Annotated in this window: 15 protein-coding genes; 5 read left to right on the top strand and 10 right to left on the bottom strand. The window is 73.5% G+C overall.

Annotation, left to right across the window (positions count from 1 at the left end; translation table 11 throughout):
• Nucleotides 1-6: 6 nt before the first annotated feature.
• The 6 genes from AB0J53_RS23310 to AB0J53_RS23285 form a co-directional block, all read right to left on the bottom strand.
• Nucleotides 7-1,287, bottom strand: coding sequence for an HEXXH motif domain-containing protein (locus AB0J53_RS23310; RefSeq protein ID WP_364175619.1), 1,281 nt, complete (start codon nucleotides 1,285-1,287; stop codon nucleotides 7-9).
• Complete coding sequence (locus AB0J53_RS23305; protein WP_364175616.1) at nucleotides 1,284-2,516, bottom strand: FxsB family cyclophane-forming radical SAM/SPASM peptide maturase; 1,233 nt, start codon at nucleotides 2,514-2,516, stop codon at nucleotides 1,284-1,286. The genes AB0J53_RS23310 and AB0J53_RS23305 overlap by 4 nt, the downstream gene beginning before the upstream one ends.
• 111 nt (nucleotides 2,517-2,627) lie before the next feature.
• Nucleotides 2,628-5,303, bottom strand: coding sequence for a BREX system ATP-binding domain-containing protein (locus tag AB0J53_RS23300; RefSeq protein WP_364175613.1), 2,676 nt, complete (start codon nucleotides 5,301-5,303; stop codon nucleotides 2,628-2,630).
• Between the two features lie 9 nt (nucleotides 5,304-5,312).
• The gene (locus tag AB0J53_RS23295; protein ID WP_364175610.1) at nucleotides 5,313-6,281 is read right to left on the bottom strand and encodes a hypothetical protein; all 969 of its coding nucleotides are present in this window, start codon (nucleotides 6,279-6,281) and stop codon (nucleotides 5,313-5,315) included.
• A gap of 3 nt (nucleotides 6,282-6,284) precedes the next feature.
• A complete protein-coding gene (locus tag AB0J53_RS23290; RefSeq protein ID WP_246644500.1) occupies nucleotides 6,285-7,526 on the bottom strand; it encodes a P-loop NTPase fold protein in 1,242 nt (413 codons plus the stop codon).
• Between the two features lie 65 nt (nucleotides 7,527-7,591).
• A complete protein-coding gene (locus tag AB0J53_RS23285) occupies nucleotides 7,592-7,828 on the bottom strand; it encodes a glutaredoxin domain-containing protein (protein WP_364175608.1) in 237 nt (78 codons plus the stop codon).
• 130 nt (nucleotides 7,829-7,958) lie between these two features.
• On the opposite strand from AB0J53_RS23285, the gene AB0J53_RS23280 reads away from it, so the two are divergent.
• Genes AB0J53_RS23280 through AB0J53_RS23260 form a run of 5 tightly spaced genes read left to right on the top strand, consistent with a single transcriptional unit; the run spans nucleotide 7,959 to nucleotide 14,913 of the window.
• On the top strand, nucleotides 7,959-9,572 hold the full coding sequence (locus AB0J53_RS23280; protein WP_364175605.1) for an ABC transporter substrate-binding protein: 1,614 nt from the start codon (nucleotides 7,959-7,961) through the stop codon (nucleotides 9,570-9,572).
• A complete protein-coding gene (locus AB0J53_RS23275; protein ID WP_364175602.1) occupies nucleotides 9,545-11,404 on the top strand; it encodes a S9 family peptidase in 1,860 nt (619 codons plus the stop codon). The genes AB0J53_RS23280 and AB0J53_RS23275 overlap by 28 nt, the downstream gene beginning before the upstream one ends.
• Nucleotides 11,404-12,357 carry an ABC transporter permease gene (locus AB0J53_RS23270; RefSeq protein ID WP_357585317.1) on the top strand — a complete coding sequence of 318 codons (954 nt, stop codon included), beginning with the start codon at nucleotides 11,404-11,406 and terminating at the stop codon, nucleotides 12,355-12,357. The genes AB0J53_RS23275 and AB0J53_RS23270 overlap by 1 nt, the downstream gene beginning before the upstream one ends.
• Entirely contained in the window at nucleotides 12,354-13,166 is an 813-nt protein-coding gene (locus AB0J53_RS23265) for an ABC transporter permease (RefSeq protein WP_364175599.1), read from the top strand. Before AB0J53_RS23270 ends, AB0J53_RS23265 begins: the two co-directional genes overlap by 4 nt.
• A 1-nt stretch (nucleotide 13,167) precedes the next feature.
• On the top strand, nucleotides 13,168-14,913 hold the full coding sequence (locus AB0J53_RS23260; RefSeq protein ID WP_364175597.1) for a dipeptide ABC transporter ATP-binding protein: 1,746 nt from the start codon (nucleotides 13,168-13,170) through the stop codon (nucleotides 14,911-14,913).
• 57 nt (nucleotides 14,914-14,970) lie between these two features.
• Here AB0J53_RS23260 and AB0J53_RS23255 read toward each other — a convergent pair whose 3' ends face one another.
• The 4 genes from AB0J53_RS23255 to AB0J53_RS23240 form a co-directional block, all read right to left on the bottom strand.
• A complete protein-coding gene (locus AB0J53_RS23255) occupies nucleotides 14,971-15,564 on the bottom strand; it encodes an XRE family transcriptional regulator (protein ID WP_364175593.1) in 594 nt (197 codons plus the stop codon).
• A gap of 42 nt (nucleotides 15,565-15,606) precedes the next feature.
• Nucleotides 15,607-16,482: a 1,4-dihydroxy-2-naphthoate polyprenyltransferase gene (locus AB0J53_RS23250; protein ID WP_219503456.1), complete on the bottom strand. Its 876-nt coding sequence runs from the start codon at nucleotides 16,480-16,482 to the stop codon at nucleotides 15,607-15,609.
• On the bottom strand, nucleotides 16,482-17,042 hold the full coding sequence (locus tag AB0J53_RS23245; protein WP_308125698.1) for a GNAT family N-acetyltransferase: 561 nt from the start codon (nucleotides 17,040-17,042) through the stop codon (nucleotides 16,482-16,484). Before AB0J53_RS23245 ends, AB0J53_RS23250 begins: the two co-directional genes overlap by 1 nt.
• Before the next feature lie 92 nt (nucleotides 17,043-17,134).
• A complete protein-coding gene (locus AB0J53_RS23240) occupies nucleotides 17,135-17,656 on the bottom strand; it encodes a CGNR zinc finger domain-containing protein (protein ID WP_219503450.1) in 522 nt (173 codons plus the stop codon).
• Nucleotides 17,657-17,676: the final 20 nt, after the last annotated feature.

Genomic DNA, 17,676 nt, shown 5'->3' with positions numbered 1-17,676 from the left:
GGCGTCTCAGCGGAGGCGGGTCTGCCGGCGGTGGCGTTCGGAGAGCAGGCCCGCGCGGGCGGCCGCGGCCGGGGTGACCGGCTCGGCCCGCCAGCGGCCGAGCAGGCCGCGCAGCTCGCCGACGAGCTCCTCCCCGGCCGGGGTCAGGCCGCCGCTGCCGAGCAGCGTCGCGCAGACCTGGTAGGAGGCCTCCCGCCAGCGGGCGAACTCCACCTGGGCCCGCGGGCCGATCCCGGCGTCGGCGGCGTGCACCCGCCAGAACCCGGCGACGGCGGCGTGCGCGTACGCGCCGTGCAGCAGGCCGAACAGCGGACGCGGATCCGGGCGCCAGGGCGCGTAGTAGCGGCGGCCGTCGTCGGGACGGACCAGCTCCACCACCTCGCTCAGCGCGTTCAGCTTGGCGTGCTGCAACTCGTGCGCCAGCGTGACGGCCATGCCGATCCCGTCCAGCGGGTCGGACAGCGCGATCGCGCCGAAGGCGTCGCGCGCGGAGGCGCTGTGCTGGTCGCGCTCGCCCGCCAGCACGGGGGTGAGGACCGAGACGGCGGCTCCGAGTTCCGCCGCGACCGCCGGGTGCCGGCCGGTGAGCACCTCCCAGGCGCCGCGCGCGCAGGCGAACCACCGCTCCCGCCGCTCGTCCGTCAGCCGCCCGTCGACGTCGTCGCCCGGCCAGCGGCACGGGTCCAGGTCGTCGATCGTCAGCGACAGGCCGGGGGTCCCCGGCACCTGGTGCAGCACCTGCCAGCCGGGACCGTCACGTACCGGGGAGATCTCGATCTTGTGCCTGCCGGCCCGCAGCTCGGCGCCGCCGGACGCCGGCTCCACGGCCACCTCCGTGACCTCGGGCAGGCCGCCGGGCAGCGTCACCAGGCCCAGCGTGGGCAGCATGAGCGTGCCGTCGGACGCCGGGACGCGCAGGCGGCACGGCGCGCCCGCCCGCACGGCCGCCGCGAGCGCGAGCGCCGCCAGTTCACCGGGGGACCCGCCGGGCAGCGCCCGGCAGGTGCGCAGCAGCCACGCGCCGGTCACCGGATAGCGCAGGCAGCGGTCGACCTGCTCGGGGAAGCGCTCCTCCAGCTCCGACAGCGTCTCGTAGGCGGCCGCCACCAGTGCCGCGTCGCGGTGGCCGATCCGGCGGGTCTCGTCCACGAGGAAGCGCGCCAGCAGGCGGTGCTTGCTCGCCTGGGCGGCGCACAACTCCGCGACCGCCGCCGCTCCGCCCGTGCCCGTCCCCGTGGCGAGCGTCGCGAACGCCGCGGCCGAGATCCGATGGCCTGCCGCGCTCACCCGGCTCCTCTCAGGCGCGCCATGTCCCGCTCGCACCTGGCCGAGATGTGGCTGATCAACCGGTACAGGTCCGGGCAGTAGACGGACGGCTCGGCGAACCCGGTGGCCGGGCTGTAGCGGTGCGCGTACTGGCCGCCGCCGCAGACGTTCACGAGGTCGCAGGCGCGGCAGGTGCCGGACAGCGCCAGCTCGCCGATCTGCCGGGCCACGATCGGCGGCTGCAGGAGCGCCTTGTCCAGCGGGTCGGTGAGCACGTGCAGGCTGGTGGCCGTGGCTCCCTCGAAGGCGCTCTTCAGGATGTCCGACTGTTCGATGCCGCCGTTCGTCTCGATCACCACCATGCGCACCGGCGACAGGCCCACCGCCTCCGCACGCGAGGCCCCGCCCATCAGCAGCCGCATGATCTCCCGGAACAGGCGGATCTCCGTCTGCAGGACCGGGCTGTCGTACCAGCGGTCGAAGATCGGGATCAGCCAGTCGGCGTACGGTGTCGCCGGCGAGCCCGGGGTGCGGAACGGCGGCGGGGTGGCCCAGTTGCCGTGCGGCAGCAGGAAGTCGACCGCCGGCGGGTCGAACTCCAGCAGCGCCTCATAGGTGCGCAGCGGGTCGTTGCGGACGTCGATCGTGCACAGGATGCCGTTGAACAGATGGTGGTAGGGGCCCGAGGTCAGCCTGCGCAGCGACTCGCTGACCAGCGCGTGACTGCCGCGCCCGTCGGCGAAGCGCCGGTGCCGGTCCTGCCCCTCGGCGTCGCCGTCGAGGCTCACGCCGACGTGCACCTCCAGCGAGTCGAACAGCTCCAGGAAGGCCGGGCCGAGCCGGACGCCGTTGGTCTGGACGGTGACGTTGACCCGGGTGCCGGTGCCCACCGCGCCGCGGACGCCCAGGACCAGGCGGGAGATGAGGTCGGGGCCTGCCAGCAGGGGTTCGCCGCCGTGCAGGATGACGTCGATCTCCGGGAGGTCGTAGCGGGCGGTGTGCTCGCCGATCCGCTCGATCGCGCGGTCGGCGATGGCGTCGGACATGCGCCGGGGCTGGCCGCGCCAGCTCTGGTCGGCCATCTCGTACACGTAGCAGTGGCGGCAGGCCAGATCGCAGCGGCTGTGGATCTTCAGGATGAACTGCTGAAAGGCCAGCGGGGTCCAGCCGCCGGCCAGCAGTGCGTCAACGTCGAGGAATTCCGGGAACCTCCGCGTGAGCAGTGGCTCCGAATCAGGCCTTCCCAGCAACGGCTACCTCATTATGCGTCGTGCACGCCATTGTGCCCTTCTGACAAGGACTTCCGCTTTCGCGGATTGTGCGCTACGCCCCTCCCTATCTCTCACGACAGGGAAGACAAGTCAAGATTTGGGCCGGTTGGAAGTCATTTCTTCCTGGTGGTAGAGCAATTCCTCGAAGAATAGGTACAGGCCGTCGATTTCGGCGACGAGCGGGAGCCAGTCGTAGGTGCCGAGCCCGTCGGGCTCCAGGGGCGACAGGAGATGCGCCGCCGCTCTCAGCTCGTTGCGCGGGATCTCGATCGGCACGCTGCCGGGCGGCCCGCCGCGCGCCCTGGCCAGCGGGTGCCCGGGGCCCCGTACGCCCAGCGCGGCCAGCACCAGCTCCGCCGGATGCCGGGAGATCGCGCCGTCGGCCAGGTCGGGCGCGCCCGGGTTGGCCAGGGCCACCAGCACGCGCAGCTCGGGAGGCAGGTCGCGCAGCACCCGCGGCGGCCGGTCCACCTCGCTGTGCCGCTGGGCACGCGCCAGGAGCAGCAGCACCTCGGGGGTCCGCTCGCGCAGCCCGCGCTGCACCTCCGGCACGCAGTCCGCGGGGGAGCGTTCGGTCACCGCCATCCGGTGGCCGATGGCCTGCCGGACGAGGGCGAGCGGTTCGCCCAGCATGGCCGCCGCCAGCCGCCGGTAGTTGTCGTCCGGGTCCTCGGTGAGCGCGTAGGCGTAGCGGCAGACGGGATCGGCGGAGCGCGGGTCCGCGTACCGCCGCAGCTCCCGGGCGATCAGGTCGAGCTCGCGCCTGGACTCCAGCGGCACGGCGGCGAGACGGATGCGCGAGGTGATCAACCGGCTCCCGTGGTAGGCGGCCACGGCCGCCGCGACGAGCGCCGCCCCCAGACCGGCCCCGAGCAGGCCGGGGTGCTGCGACGCGGTCGCGAGCGTCACGAAGGCCAGCGCCACGGCCGCCGTCAAGGCCCCTGCCAGCCACCTGATCCGGTTCAGCCGCAACAGCACGACCGCGTCGCGGATCTTGCGGAACTCCTCCCAGTCGGACGTCGCGCGCCGCCGCCTGGCCTCGGCGATCGCCGCCGCCAGCTCCGCCCGCCTGGCCGGCCAGCCGGACGCCGGCTTCTCCTCGCCGCGTTCGAGCCGATCGGCCACCTCGGCCAGGCTCCGCTGCAGCGTGACGGCCTCCTCGCGGCGTACGGAGTTCAGGTGCTCCAGCGAGGCCGTCAGCGCTCGCAGGGTCTCGTCGAGCTCACCGGGATCCCGTACGGGCTGCTCGTCGCCGGCGAGCACGTGGCCGATCTCCGCCAGGACCGCGTCCAGCCCGCGCGAGAACACGGCCGAGCCGTCGGCCACCAGCACCCGGTGCACGGCCTTGCGCAGGTGGTCCAGCACGGCGGGGCTGACGTAGCCGGTGACGACGAGCGCGGTGAAGACAGGGTTGCCGCCCGACCTGGCCTTCCTGCTCAGGCGGACCAGCTCGGTCGCGCGCGCGGCCTCGTCGTCGAAGAAGATGGCCTCGCTCAGCCTGATCACGGCGCGGGGAGCACGCCCGCCGGGGAAGCAGAACTCGGTCGCCCCGCCGTCGGTCCTGCCGCGTTCCGCCGTCAGCCCGGCGGCCAGCAGCTTCGCCTCCACGAGCATCTCCAGCCCCGGGAGGTCGGGCGAGCGGCCGTGCCGGGCCGCCGCGGCGTCGACCGCCGTGGCGCCGACGGCCGCGCCGGGCTCGGCGTCCTCGAAGCTCGCCCAGCTCAGCTGCAGCAGCAGGCGGACGTTGCCGCCGCTGTGGCGCAGCAGCGCCAGCAGGCCGGAGTCGGTGAACGGCCGGATGTCCGGCGTCGGCGTCGCGAGATACGCCGACAGCACCAGCCTGGCCTCGTCCGGGGTGAGCGGCAGCAGCCGCACGGCGCCGGCGCCGATCCGCTGGCGGAAGTCGGGCGGCACGCAGTCCCAGCCCGCCTCGCTGGTCACCAGGAGCAGCATCCCGCCGGCCCGGGGGATCGCCTCGACCAGGCTTTGCAGGAGGCCCACGTTCGCCGGGATCGGGTCGCCGTCCTCCAGGAGGAACTTCTCGCACTGGTCCAGGACCACCATGAACGGGCGGCCGCTCCCGGTCATCAGCGCCGTCAGCAACTGCACGCCGTAGCGGCACATCACCGGGTCGTCGAGCTGCCCGCGCACCCCGATGGCCAGGGCCGCCTCCGTGCTGATCGGCCTGCCGCACAGCCAGTCGTAGGCGGCCTCGGAGAAGCCGGGATTGGCCAGGAACGACAGCGCCCGCTGGAACTCGGCCCCGTTGCCCGCGACCGCGGAGATCTCCTTGGCCTGCTCCTCCAGCACCTGCCCGGACGGGACCAGATCCGGGTCGCCGGCCCGGGCCACCAGGTCCTCCCACACCCGGTCGAGGTAGCGCTCGTTCAGATCCGTCAGCAGCGTCTGCGGAAGCTGCGACACCAGCCGGCGGTAGGCGGCGACGAAGTCGTCCTCCTGGAACCGCAGGTAGAGCTGGACCGCCTCGGGAGCCTCCCGCCCGGCCTGCGCCATCATGTGCCGGGCGGCGTGCGTCTTGCCCACCCCGTGCGCCCCGTACAGGCAGCCGAGGCCGCCCTCGCCGGCGGCCCCGCCGCGGAAGGCGCGCAGGTACTCGCCGGACAGACGGACCGCGCCGCGCACGCCGGGCAGCAGCGCGGTCGGGGTGTGCCGCGCCCAGTCGTCACGGAAGTCGCGTCGTGAGGTCTCCTCCGCGCTGGAGGTGCCGCGCGCGGGGAACGGGTTCCTCGTGGGGTGACCGGCCATGGGAGCCTCCTAGCCCGCGTTCCATTTCTCGCCCTGCCACATCCTGAGCCGCAACCAGCTCTCGCTCATGTGCAGCCCCTCGGTGGGCCAGGGATCGTCCTTGTCGTACTCGCTGAGCCGGAAGTCGAGCAGCAGCTGCAGGTGCCGCATGGCCTGGCCGATCGTGTACGGGCGTCCGCTGAAGGCGCTCTTGACGCCCTCCGGCTGGAAGGGAGCGGGCGGCCGGCCGTTCCAGCGGCCCGTGGCCAGCTCGCAGATCTGCTCCGGGGTCAGCGTGCCGAGGTCGACGACATGGCCGGCGAACTGCTCCCGGTCCGCCTTGGTGAGCTGGACGGTGTTGGCGTGGTCGTACGTCTCGACGGTGAACACGACGACGCAGGCCGTGTCCTCGAAGACCCGGGTCGCCAGGGTGATCAGCTTCTTGGTGGGCACGTCCTCGTAGCAGACCCCGAAGCCCGCCTCGCGGCCCGCGAACGTGGCGCCGATCGAACCGGCGATGTCCTGGAGGTCGTAGTCGTCCATCCGGTCGGCGGTGGTGCGCCGGCTCAGCTCGGTGAAGCGGGCGCGCAGGTCGGGCGGGACGCTGATGGCCGCGGCGTTCATCTTGTTGCGCAGCGAGAGCAGGGTGGAGCACATCATGGCGTAGGCGTCGTGCGTCATGTCGGTGCGCCCGGCGCGGTGGGTGACGAACGTGTGCCCGGGGCCCGTCGAGGTGGCCTTCCGATACAGGTGCATGATGTGGTTGGCCAGCGAGGTCCGCCCGCTCTTGCCGACCCCGGTGATGAGGAAGAAGGCCGGGCGCCCGGCGTCGGCGGCCTCCCGCACGGCCGTCTCGATCGCGGGCAGCTGGATGAACCCGGCCAGCGGCAGCAACAGCTCGTGGTCGGCGTCCAGGCTGACGGCGTCCAGCGGGCGGCAGACGTACGGGTTGCCGGACCGGAGGCCGTACAGCTCGTAGCGGACCTCGCCGATGTCCATGCCTCAGCCGCCGATCATCGTCAGGTAGGCCGGCAGGTCGGCGGCCGACGCCTCGAAGGCGGAGCCGGTGAACAGGTGCGGGTAGAAGTCGTGCTTGCCGTGGTAGGCCCTGGCCAGGTGCTGGATCTGGTCGGCCCGGCCGCGGAAGCGGGTCTGGAAGCCCTGGGCGACGTCGAGGACGAGCCGGTCCTGGTGGACGAGTTCGAGCGCGACGAGGAGGTCGGGGTGGCGGACGACGTCGGCGAACAGGTCGGGGCTCTGCACGCGGAGCACGACGAGGCGGACGATGAGGTCGGTGTGGAGGGCGGCGAGGCCGGGGGTGGCCTCGATGACCGCCTCGGTCACGCGCAGGAGGTTGAGCACCCGTTTGATCTTGCGGGGGTTCGGGGTGACGATCTTCTCCAGGGTGGCGGCGTGCCTGGCGGCGAGGGCGCCGGGGCCTGAGGCGTGGATGAAGCGGCCGACCTCGGCGGGGCCGAGCGGGTAGAGGTGCAGCGGGAGCTGGATCATCTTGTCGAGGTAGTCGTCGCCGATGGCGGCGTGGTCGGCCTCGGGGAAGCCGAACGGTTGATACTTGACCGAGATGCCGCGGTTGACGACGTCCTTGGCCAGGGCGATCAGGACGAAGACGTGTTTGAGGTCGAGGAACAGCTTGATGGACTCCAGCACGTCGATGATCTGGTCGGGTTCGCAGCGGTCGAGGTCGTCGACGAAGAACACGATCTTCTTGCCCTGGGCGGCGAGGCGGTCGGCCTCCTCCTGGAGCAGCCCGCGCAGGCGGCCGGTCTGGCTGTCGACGCGGCCGCGCATCTCGGCGTACTGCCGGGCCAGGTTGCCGATCTTCTCGACGCTGACCGAGGTCAGGCTGAGTTTCTTCAGCATCTCGTCGGCGGCGAGGTTGAGCATGATGAGGCCGAGGCGCTTGACGGTGCCGGCGAAACGGCGGGCGGGGTCCTTGTCGAGTTCGTCGTGCAGCGCGTTGAGGAGGGGGAGCAGCATCTCGGGCTCGCGCCGGTGGACCCAGGGGTTGAAGTGCACCCGGACGAAGGCGTCGCCGTGCCGGTCGAGCAGCCGTTCGTTCACCATGTCGAGCAGGGTGGATTTCCCGCTGCCCCACGCGCCGTAAACACCGATCGTAAAGGGTGTTTCCGTCTGGGGATTGGTGATGACCGAAACGAGCGGATCGACGTAACGCCGAAACTGGAGAAGGTCGCCGCGCCAATTGGCGGGAGCGTCCGAGAGCATTGCGATATCGGGCATTGTCCCTCCAGAAACGAGGATGCATCGTTCCGGAGGCCCAATACCGCGTGTTATCGAACTGTGATCGCGTCCTGGATCTCCTGGATCGAGGGGTTCACGAGGGCGGAGCCGTCCGGGAGCACGACGGTGGGGATGAGCCAGGAGCCGCCGCCCAGCTCGGTGATCAGCTCGATGGCGCCGGGCGTCTCGTCCACGTCGACCTCGGTGTACGGGATGCCGGCGCGGCCGAGCTGGCCCTTGAGGCGCTGGCAGTGGCCGCACCAGGGGGCGCTGTAGACGGTGATCATGTATTCCCCATTCGAACGGTGGGTTTGACCCGCGGGCGAGGCAGCGAATACTCTCATGTGCCAATTGAATGTTACCGGTAGACACTGCAGCTAGGCGGGTTGACCGGACACGTGAAAGTAGGGTCCACCGGTGACCGAACTCCCCCTCTCCCGGCGCTCTCTGTTGCGGGCGGCCGCCCTCGTGAGCGGTCTCGCGGCCCTCGCCGCCTGCGGCAGCGACGACGCCCCCGGCGGCGCCGAGCCGCAGCGGCAGAGTCAGGACGTGCTGCGCGTCGCGCTGCCGTCGTCCATCGGCTCGCTCGACGCCGCCAAGGAGTCGGGCATCATGAACTACGTCGTCGCCCTGCTCGTCCAGGAGGCCCTGGTCGGCGTCGGCAGCGACGGCAGCCTCCAGCCCTCCCTGGCCGAATCCTGGACCAGGAAGGACGCCACCACCTACGTCTACACGCTGCGCAAGGGCGTGACGTTCTCCGACGGCAGCCCGATGACCGCCGCCGACGTCCTGGCCAGCCTCGACCTGCACGCCAAGAAGGGCTCCACCAGCGGCTTCGCCTACGCCTACGCGGGCGTCGAGACGATCGAGGCCACCGGTGACGCCGAGATCACCATCAGGCTCAAGAACCCCGACGCGTCGTTCGCCTGGACGCCCTCGCCCGGCACGCTGCTGGTGACGAGCGAGAAGTTCATCCAGGCCACCGGCGAGCGCATCGGCACCCCCGAGGGCAAGCTGCTCGGCACCGGCCCGTACAAGGTGGCCGAGTTCGCCCCCGACTCGCACGTGACGCTGGAGCGCAACGACGGCTGGTGGGGCGGCAAGGCGCCGTTCCGGCAGATCAGGATCGACTTCATCCCCGAGGAGTCGACCCGGCTGCTCGCCATGCGCGGCGCCGAGCTCGACGTCGCGCTCAACGTGCCCGCCGAGCAGATCGACCAGTGGAAGACGATCTCCGGCGTCGAGCTCAGGACGGCCGCCGACCGCTCCCTCGTCACGCTCGCCTTCAACACCGCCAAGGCGCCGTGGGACGACATCCACGTCCGCAAGGCCGTCGCCCACGCCATCGACCGCGAGGGCGTCGTCAGGAGCGTGCTGCGCGGCCACGCCCAGGTCGCCGCCACCATCCCCGACCCGGCCCAGTGGGGCGGCGTGCTGCCGCCCGACGAGGTGACCGCCCTGTACGCGAGCATCCCCCAGTACGGGTTCGACCTGGCCGCGGCCAAGGCCGAGCTGGCGCGGTCGGCCACCCCGCAGGGCTTCACCGACGTGCTCTCCTACCCCAGCAGCGGCCCCCAGCTCGGCCGCGCCGCCCTCACCCTGGCGCAGAACCTCAAGAGCCTCGGCATCACGCTGGAGGTCAAGGAGGTGCCGCTGGAGCAGTGGATCGCCGACCTCGGCAAGCACGCCTCCGGCATCTACCTCGGCTGGTACTTCGCCACCACCGGCGACCCCGCCGAGTACGCCCAGCAGCTCCTGCACCGCTCGGCCCGAGGCGAGAACGGCACCAACATCGCCGAGTACGACGACGCCGAGGTGAGCAGGCTCCTGGACGAGGCCAAGGCGAGCACCGACGACGCCGCCCGGGGCAAGCTGCTCGGCCAGGCCCTGGTCAAGGCCGCCGCCGACGTCCCGTACCAGCCGCTGTGGTGGGGCGAGGCCGCGACCGCGTTCGGCCCGGCCGTCACCACCGGGGAGTTCGGCCCGTACTTCTTCGTCGGCCCGTGGGCCGCGAACCTGACCGCCCGCTGATGGGGCCGCTCGACGTCCACCGGGAGCTGGCCGGGCTGCGCTACCCGGAGTCGGTGGCGCTGCATCCGGACGGCGACCGCGTGGCCTGCGTGCTGGGGACGCGCGCGTACGTGCTGGCCCTCGACGGCGAGCGGCGGCCGGTGCCCGGCGGCGAGCCGCAGGCGCTGACCCGCTGGCTGCCCGACGGACGGCTGCTGCTCGCGGCCGGCGGCGACCGGGTCGAGGTCAGGCACGGCACCACGCTGGAGCCGCTCTGGCAGGCCCGCGTCACCGGCGAGATCGAGGACCTGATCCCCGGCGGCGACGGCACCGTGCTCGTCCGCCTGGCCGATCCCGGCAGCGAGCGCGACGGCAGCCACCTCGGCCTGCGCGTGCCCGACCCGGGCGACCCGTTCGTGCGGGTGCCGGGCGGGCGGCTGCGGCGGCTGGTCCGGTTCCGCGTCGGCGACGCCACGCCCCGGCCGCTGCCGGCCCCCACGGTGTGGGACGCCGACTGGCGCGACGGCCGCGCGCTCGCGGTCACCTCCGCCGACGAGACCCCGGCGGGCTACTACCGGCCCCGCCTCGACCTGATCGACGACACCGGCCTCCGCACCCTGCACCGCACCGCGTGGCAGCTCAGCAGGCCCAGGCTGGCCCCGGGCGGGCGCGCCGCCGTCGTGGTCGAGGGCCTGTCGATCGTCTCCGGGCGCATCCTGTACGTGGACCTGGACGGCGGCGGCGTGAGCCGTCTGGGCGACATCGACGACGTGACCGACCTCGGCTGGCTGGACGAGCGTACGCTCTGGTTCACCGGCTGGGACGGCACCGGCGTGCACGGCGGCGTGCTCGACACCGGCGGCCGGGTGATCCACCGCTGGACCGCCCGGGGCACGATCGGCGGGCGCGACGGCCAGCCGTCCCTGTCGCCCGACCGGTCCGGCACGCTGGTGGCGGCCTGCTGGGAGAGCCCCGGGCAGCCGCCCGAGGTCGCCGTCGCCGCGCTGGCCGACGGCGACTGGAAGCCGGTCACCGCGCTCAACGCCGCCCTGGCCCCGCTCGCGGTGAGCCAGGAGGAGATCACCTGGACCGGCCACGACGGCCTGCCCGTCTCCGGGCTGCTGCTCACCACGCCGGGCGACGGGCCCCGGCCGCTGGTCGTCATCGCGCACGGCGGGCCCACCTGGCTCTGGTCCAGCTCGTTCGCGCCGGCCGAGTCCAACCAGCTCGCCGTGCCGCTCGCGCACGCCGGAGCGGCCGTGCTGCTGCCCAACCCGCGCGGCAGCAGCGGGCGCGGCCAGGACTACGCCCGCGCCGTCATCGGCCGGTTCGGCGAGGCGGACCTGGCCGACGTGCTCGCCGGGGTCGACCACCTGACCGCGACCGGCGTCGCCGACCCCGGCCGGATGGCGATCATGGGCCTGAGCTACGGCGGCTACCTCACCGCCTGGGCGGTCACCCGGACCCGGCGCTTCCGCGCGGCGGTCGTGCTGTCGGGCGTGAGCGACTGGCTGAGCTTCTCCACCGGCAGCAACCTGGGCGGCGGCTTCGACCCGCTCTACCACGCGGGCGCCGACCCGGCCACCCCCGAGGGCCGCGAGTTCCTGGCCGCCCGCTCGCCCGTCCATCACGCCGCGAACGTCACCACCCCGACGCTCGTCCTGCACGGCGACCAGGACCGGACCACCCCCGTCGGCCAGGCCGAACAGCTCTATCGCGCCTGGTCGGTGGCCGGAGTGAGCACCCAGCTCGTCGTCTACCCTCGGGAGGGTCACGAGCTGGTGGAAGACGCGCACCGCGCGGACGCGGCCGAGCGCGTGATCGGCTGGCTGACCGGGGGCGGGGTGTTGTGATGGGGTGGGGCCGCTTCGCCCTGCGCAGGCTCGCGGGCACCGCCGTCGTGGTGCTGCTCCTGTCGGCGGGGGTGTTCGGACTGCTCTACCTCGCGCCGGGCTCCGTCCAGCAGACGCTGCTCGGCACCCGGCCCGCCACCGCCGAGACCATCGCCGCGATCCAGGCCCGCTACCACCTCGGCGACCCCGTCACCGTGCAGTACCTGCGCTGGTTCGGCGACGTGCTGCGCGGCGACCTCGGCACCTCCATCAGGACCGGCGCCCCCGTCTCCGGCATGCTCGCCGACCGGGTGCCGCTCACGCTCGCCCTGACCGCCTACGGCACGCTGCTGGCCGCGCTCGCCGGCATCCCGCTCGGCGTGCTCGGCGCGCTGCGGCGCGGCCGGGCCGCCGACCGGCTCGTGGTGACAGCCGGCGTCGCCGGGCTGAGCGCGCCGCCGTTCGCCGTCGGGCTGCTGCTGCTCGTCGTGTTCGCCGGGTGGCTCGGCTGGTTCCCCGGCTACGGCACCGGCGAAGGGCTCGCCGACCAGCTCTGGCACCTCACGCTGCCGGCCGCCGCGCTGGCCGTCGGCGCCGTCGGCATGCTGGTGCGCTTCAGCCGCGCCGCGCTCGTCCGCGAGCTCGACCAGGACTACGTGGTCTTCGCCCGCGCCCGCGGCCTGGCCGCGCCCGTCGTGCTCGGCTACGCGCTGCGCAACTCGCTCGTGCCGATGCTCACCGCCGCCGGGCTCGTCGTCACCGGCATGCTGGCCGGCACCGTGCTCGTGGAGGTCGTCTTCGCGCTGCCCGGCCTCGGATCGCTGCTCGTCGACTCGGTCACGTTCAAGGACGTGCCCGTCGTGCAGGCGCTCGCGCTCCTGCTCACCCTGCTGATCGCCGCCGTCAACCTGCTCGTCGACATCGGGTACGCGCTCGCCGACCCCCGCGTACGGCTCGGCGGAGGCGCGTCGTGAAGCGGACCCCGATCAGCGTGTGGGCCGCCCTGGCCGTGCTCACCGCCGTCACCGCCGCCGCCGCGTTCGCGCCCTGGCTCGTGCCCGGCGCCACCGACCAGGACCTGATGACCGGCATCACCGGCCCCGGCCCCGGCCACCCGCTCGGCACCGACGACCTCGGCCGCGACGTGCTCGACCTGCTCATCGCCGGGGCGCGCACGGCCGTGCCCGGCGCGTTCGCCGTCGCCGCCGGCTCGATGCTCATCGGCAACCTGATCGGGCTGGCCGCCGGCTACTTCGGCGGCTGGGCCGACACCCTGGCCATGCGCTGGGCCGACCTGATGTTCTCGCTGCCCGCGCTGCTCGTCGCCATCGTCGTCGCCGGAGTGCTCGGCGGCGGCTACGGCCTGGCCATCGCGGTGCTCGTCGTCCTGTTCGCGCCCACCGACACCCGGGTGGTGCGCGGCGCCGTGCTGGAACAGCGCCACCGGCCCTACATCGAGGCCGCCGTGCTCAAGAACCTGTCCGCCTGGCGCATCATGACCCGCCACATCTGGCCCAACATCGCCTCCGTCGCCCTGGCCAACGCCTTCCTCAACTTCGCCTACGCCCTGGTGTCGCTGTCGTCGCTGTCGTTCCTCGGCCTCGGCGTGGCCGCCGGGTCGCCCGACTGGGGGCGCACGCTGGCCGACAACCGCACCCAGCTCCTGGCCAACCCGTGGGCCGTCATCGCCCCCGGCCTGGCCGTCATCGCCACCGCCGCCGCGCTCAACATCGTGGGCGACTGGCTGCACGAGCGCGTCGACCGGCGCGGAAGGGCACGCTGACATGCTGCGCGTCGAGGGACTGTCGGTACGCCAGCCCGCCACCGGCCGGACCCTGCTCTCCGAGGTGACCTTCGACGTCGCGCCGGGGGAGTCGGTGGCGATCGTGGGCGAGTCCGGGTCGGGCAAGTCGCTCACCGCGCGGGCCGTGCTCGGCCTGCTGCCCGCCGGGCTGGAGGCGTCCGGGCTGGTGGAGGTCGGCGGGCGGCGCGTCGACGACGACCCGCGCGCCCAGCGGCGGCAGCGCGGCTCCACCGTCTCCCTGCTCATGCAGGACCCGTTCACGCTGCTCAACCCGCTGCGCAAGGCCGGCAAGCAGATCGCCGACGGGCTGCCGCGCGGCGCCGACCCGAAGACCGAGGTGCCCCGGCTGCTGGCCGAGGTGGGGCTGCCCGCCGACGTGGCCGGGCGCTACCCGTTCCAGCTCTCCGGCGGCATGCGCCAGCGTGTCGGGCTGGCCGCCGCGCTCGCCGCCGCGCCCCGCGTGCTGCTCGCCGACGAGCCGACCACCGCTCTGGACGCCACCACGCAGCGGGAGGTGCTGGCCCTCATCCGGCGCGTGCAGCGGGAGCGGGACATGACGTTCCTGCTCATCACGCACGACCTGCGGCTGGCGTTCAGCATGTGCGACCGCGTCGTGGTCATGTACGCCGGGCGCGTCATGGAGGTGGGCCGGGCCGCCGACCTGCGGCGCGAGCAGCGCCACCCCTACACGCGGGCGCTGCTGGCCGCCGAGCCGCCCGCCGACCGCCGCCTGGCCGCCATCCCGGCCGTCCCCGGCTCGGTCCCCGCCCACGACGCGGTCGCCGGGCAGTGCGCCTTCACCGACCGCTGCTCTCTCGCCCTGGCCGAGTGCCGCGCGGGCGTCCCGCCGCTCCGCCCTGCCGGGGACGCCGGCCGCCTGTCGGCCTGCGTGCGGGCCGGCGACCTGCCCGCCGCCCCCGCGCCCCCGCTCGGCGTGGCCGCGCCCGTACGGGCCGCCGCAGAGCCGGTGCTCGACCTGCGCGATCTGCGCAAGACCTTCCCCGGCTCGGCCAGGCCCGCGCTCGCCGGGGTGAGCCTGACCGTCGCCCCGGGCGAGATCGTCGCCGTCGTCGGCGAGTCGGGCTCCGGCAAGACCACGCTGGCCCGCTGCGTGACCGGCCTCGAACGCCCCGACGCCGGGACGATCCTGCTGGGCGGACGCGACTGCTCCGACTACGCCCGCATGTCGCGCGAGGCCGTCCGCCAGGCCCGCCGCACCGCACAAATGATCTTCCAGGACCCGTACTCGACCCTCAACCCCGCCCGCACGGTCGGCGCCACGCTCAAGGAGGCGCTCGTCGCCGACGGCCGCCCCGCCGACGTGGCCGCGCTCATGGAGCTCGTCGGCCTCGACCCCGCCCTGGCCGCCCTGCGCCCCGCCAACCTGTCCGGCGGCGAGCGCCAGCGCGTCGCGATCGCCCGCGCCGTGGCGGGCGAACCAGCGCTGCTCGTCTGCGACGAGCCCGTCTCCGCCCTCGACGTCTCCGTCCAGGCGCAGGTCCTCGGCCTGCTCGCCGGCCTGCGCGAGCGGCTGTCGACCGGCATGCTGTTCATCACCCACGACCTCGCCGTGGTCCGCCAGCTCGCCGACCGGCTGTACGTGCTGAAGGCGGGGGAGTGCGTCGAGAGCGGCCCCGTCGACCGGGTGCTGGACGAGCCCGGCCACCCCTACACGCGCGACCTGCTGGCCAGCGTGCCCGACGGGACCAGCCGCTGGCCCGGCTGATCTGGGTGCTCAGTCGTCAGTCGTCAGTCGTCAGTCGTCGTCAGTCGTCAGCCGTCGTCAGTCGTCGGAGAAGGAGATCAGCGTGAGCACCCGGCAGGCCAGCTCGCCGGTGGCGTAGACGTGGTCGTACTCGGCGGCGAAGCGCAGCGCGTCACCCTCGCCGAGCGTCACCGACCACGCGTCGGTCGCCACCGTCACCTCGCCCGACACCACGTACGCGTGCTCCATCGAGCCGCGCCCGTGCGCGCTCTTGGCGCTGCGCGTCGCCGGCGGCAGCAGCCCCTCCGCCAGCTCGAACCGCCGCCGGTCCGGCGCGTCGAACAGGCTGCGCACCGCCGTGTCGCCGGTCATCACCGCCTCGCCCTCACCGCGCCGGATCACCTCGGGCCCCGCCGGATGCGTACGGGTCAGCTCGGCGAACGTCAGCCGCAGCGCCGCCGCCAGCCGGGTCAGCACCTCGATCGTCGGATTGGCCACCCCGCGCTCGATCTGCGAGATGAGCGCCTTGCTCACCCCGGTCAGGTCGGCCAGCTCCCGCACGCTGTGGCCGCGCGCCAGCCGGGTGCGGCGCAGGTTGCCCGCGATCGCCCCTCGCACCCCGGCGCCGGGCCCCGCGGTCACGCCCAGATCGGGGGTCTTGTCGTGGCGCACGTGGCTCCCCTCCCTGGATACTGACTCCATCATGCCGGACGGCTACAGCGTCAGGGCCAGGCCGATCGCGAGGAGCAGCCCGTAGGCGAGCTGGAGCTTGCCGGTCTGCTGCAGCACCGTGATCAACGCCGGACCGGCGGCGCCGCCGAGCACCGCGCGCACGGGCGCGATCGCCAGCGGGGCGGCCAGCACCGCGAGCGCGGCGGCCGGCGCGACCGGCGTCATCGCCAGCGCCACCGCGAACGGCAGGACGAGGCAGGCGGCGTACAGGTGACGGGTGCGCGGCGCGCCGAGCACGACCGCGAGCGTCCGCTTGCCGGACTCCGCGTCGGTGCCCACGTCACGCAGGTTGTTGACCACGAGCATCGAGCACGACAGCAGCCCGACCGGCACCGACGCCACCAGCGCCGCCCAGGTGAGCTGCTCGGTCTGCACGAACGCGGTGCCGACCACCGGCACCACCCCGAAGAACACGAACACCGACACCTCGCCCAGCGCGCGGTAGCCGTACGGCCTCTTGCCCCCGGTGTAGAACCAGCCCGCGGCGATGGCCGCGGCGCCCACCAGGAGCACCCACCACGCCTGCGTGACCAGCACCAGCACCAGCCCGAACACCGCCGCGGCGGCGAAGCTGCCGAGCGCGGCGGCGAGCACCTGCGGCGGCGTGGCCACCCGCGAGCCCACCAGGCGCATCGGCCCGACCCGCTGGTCGTCGGTGCCGCGGATGCCGTCGCTGTAGTCGTTGGCGTAGTTGACGCCGATCTGCAGGAGCAGCGCGACGAGCAGCGCCAGGATCGCGCGCCACCACACGAAGCCGCCCTCGCCGATCGCCACGCCGGTGCCCGCCATGACGGGGACGACGGCGTTCGGCAGCGTGCGCGGGCGCGCGCCGGCCAGCCATTGTGCGGGGGTGGGCATCAGCTGATGTCCGTCGTGAGCCTGACCATGCGGATCGGGCGGCCCATGTCGAGCACCCGCTCGGCCATGTCCTCGCCCCAGCCCGCCGACTCCAGGAAGCCGAGGACCGCGTAGTTGTCGGCGAACACCCAGGTGACGATCTGGCGGTAGCCGTCCTCACGCAGGTGGTCGACGGTGGCGTTGAGCAGGCGGCTGCCGTGGCCGCGCCGGACGAAGTCGGGGTCGACCAGCAGCGTCAGCATCTCGGCCACGACCGTCGGGTCGAGGTCGGGGTCCTCGGCCGGCGCGTGGGAGGCCAGGCCCACCACTCGCTCGCCGCCGCGCGGCGTGGCCGGGGCGGCGTTGCCGCCGGCGCCCAGCGCGGGGAAGCCCTCGGTGTCGAGGATGGTCTCCACCGCGACCAGCACGCGATGCCGTGAGGTTGGCGGGGCGACGATCGCCTCGTCCCACTGGCGCAGCCACATCTTCTCGGCCGCCGGGCCGGTCATCTGCTCGAGGGGACCCTCGGGCAGGAAGTCCCGGTAGCCGTAGCGCCAGGCGCGGACCTGAACATTCGCCACTTGGAGAACATCCTCGCGCCGGGCCGCCCGGACGCCTACGTCTGCCATCTCGGCCCGCTCCTTCGACTGCTGTTCATGCCACGAGGCACGAGTTACACCGTATCGGTGTTTGAAGGTTGGAGACGACGCGAACCCTGCTTCCTGGCCCGGTATGCGCGCGTTTTGGTGCGGTTACCGCAGACCCTCATCGAACACCACGAGCGGGAACGGTTCTTGGAGGCGTCGATGAACGCCCACTGGCAGGTGTCCTCCGCGCACACCTTGAGCCGGTCCCACGAGGCGTCGGTCGCCGCGGCGGCGATCCTGGCCAGCGCGCCGGGCACGCCGCCCGCCACCGGGGCCAGGCCGGGCCGCGAGCCGATCACCACGGTGAGCGGCAGGCGCGGCAGCTCGGGCGGGCCGGCGCCGGGCAGCCGCCGCAGCGCCGCGCGCAACCCTTCGCGCAGCGCGATCGCGGTCGCCAGGTCGTCGTCGGTGGCGCGGTCGCGGGGCCCGGCCAGCGCGCGCTCGCGCAGCCAGACGCCCAGCTCGGAGGGAGTGCCCAGATCGTCGGCGTCGGACTCGACGTCATAGGTGTTCACGAAGTCACGCACCAACTCCGCCGCCACCAGCATGGGGCCACTCTACTCGCCGC

It is taken from the genome of Nonomuraea sp. NPDC049725 (assembly GCF_040674795.1).
In the GTDB taxonomy this organism is placed as follows: domain Bacteria; phylum Actinomycetota; class Actinomycetes; order Streptosporangiales; family Streptosporangiaceae; genus Nonomuraea; species Nonomuraea ceibae.
This window is presented reverse-complemented; position numbering and strand designations above follow the sequence as displayed.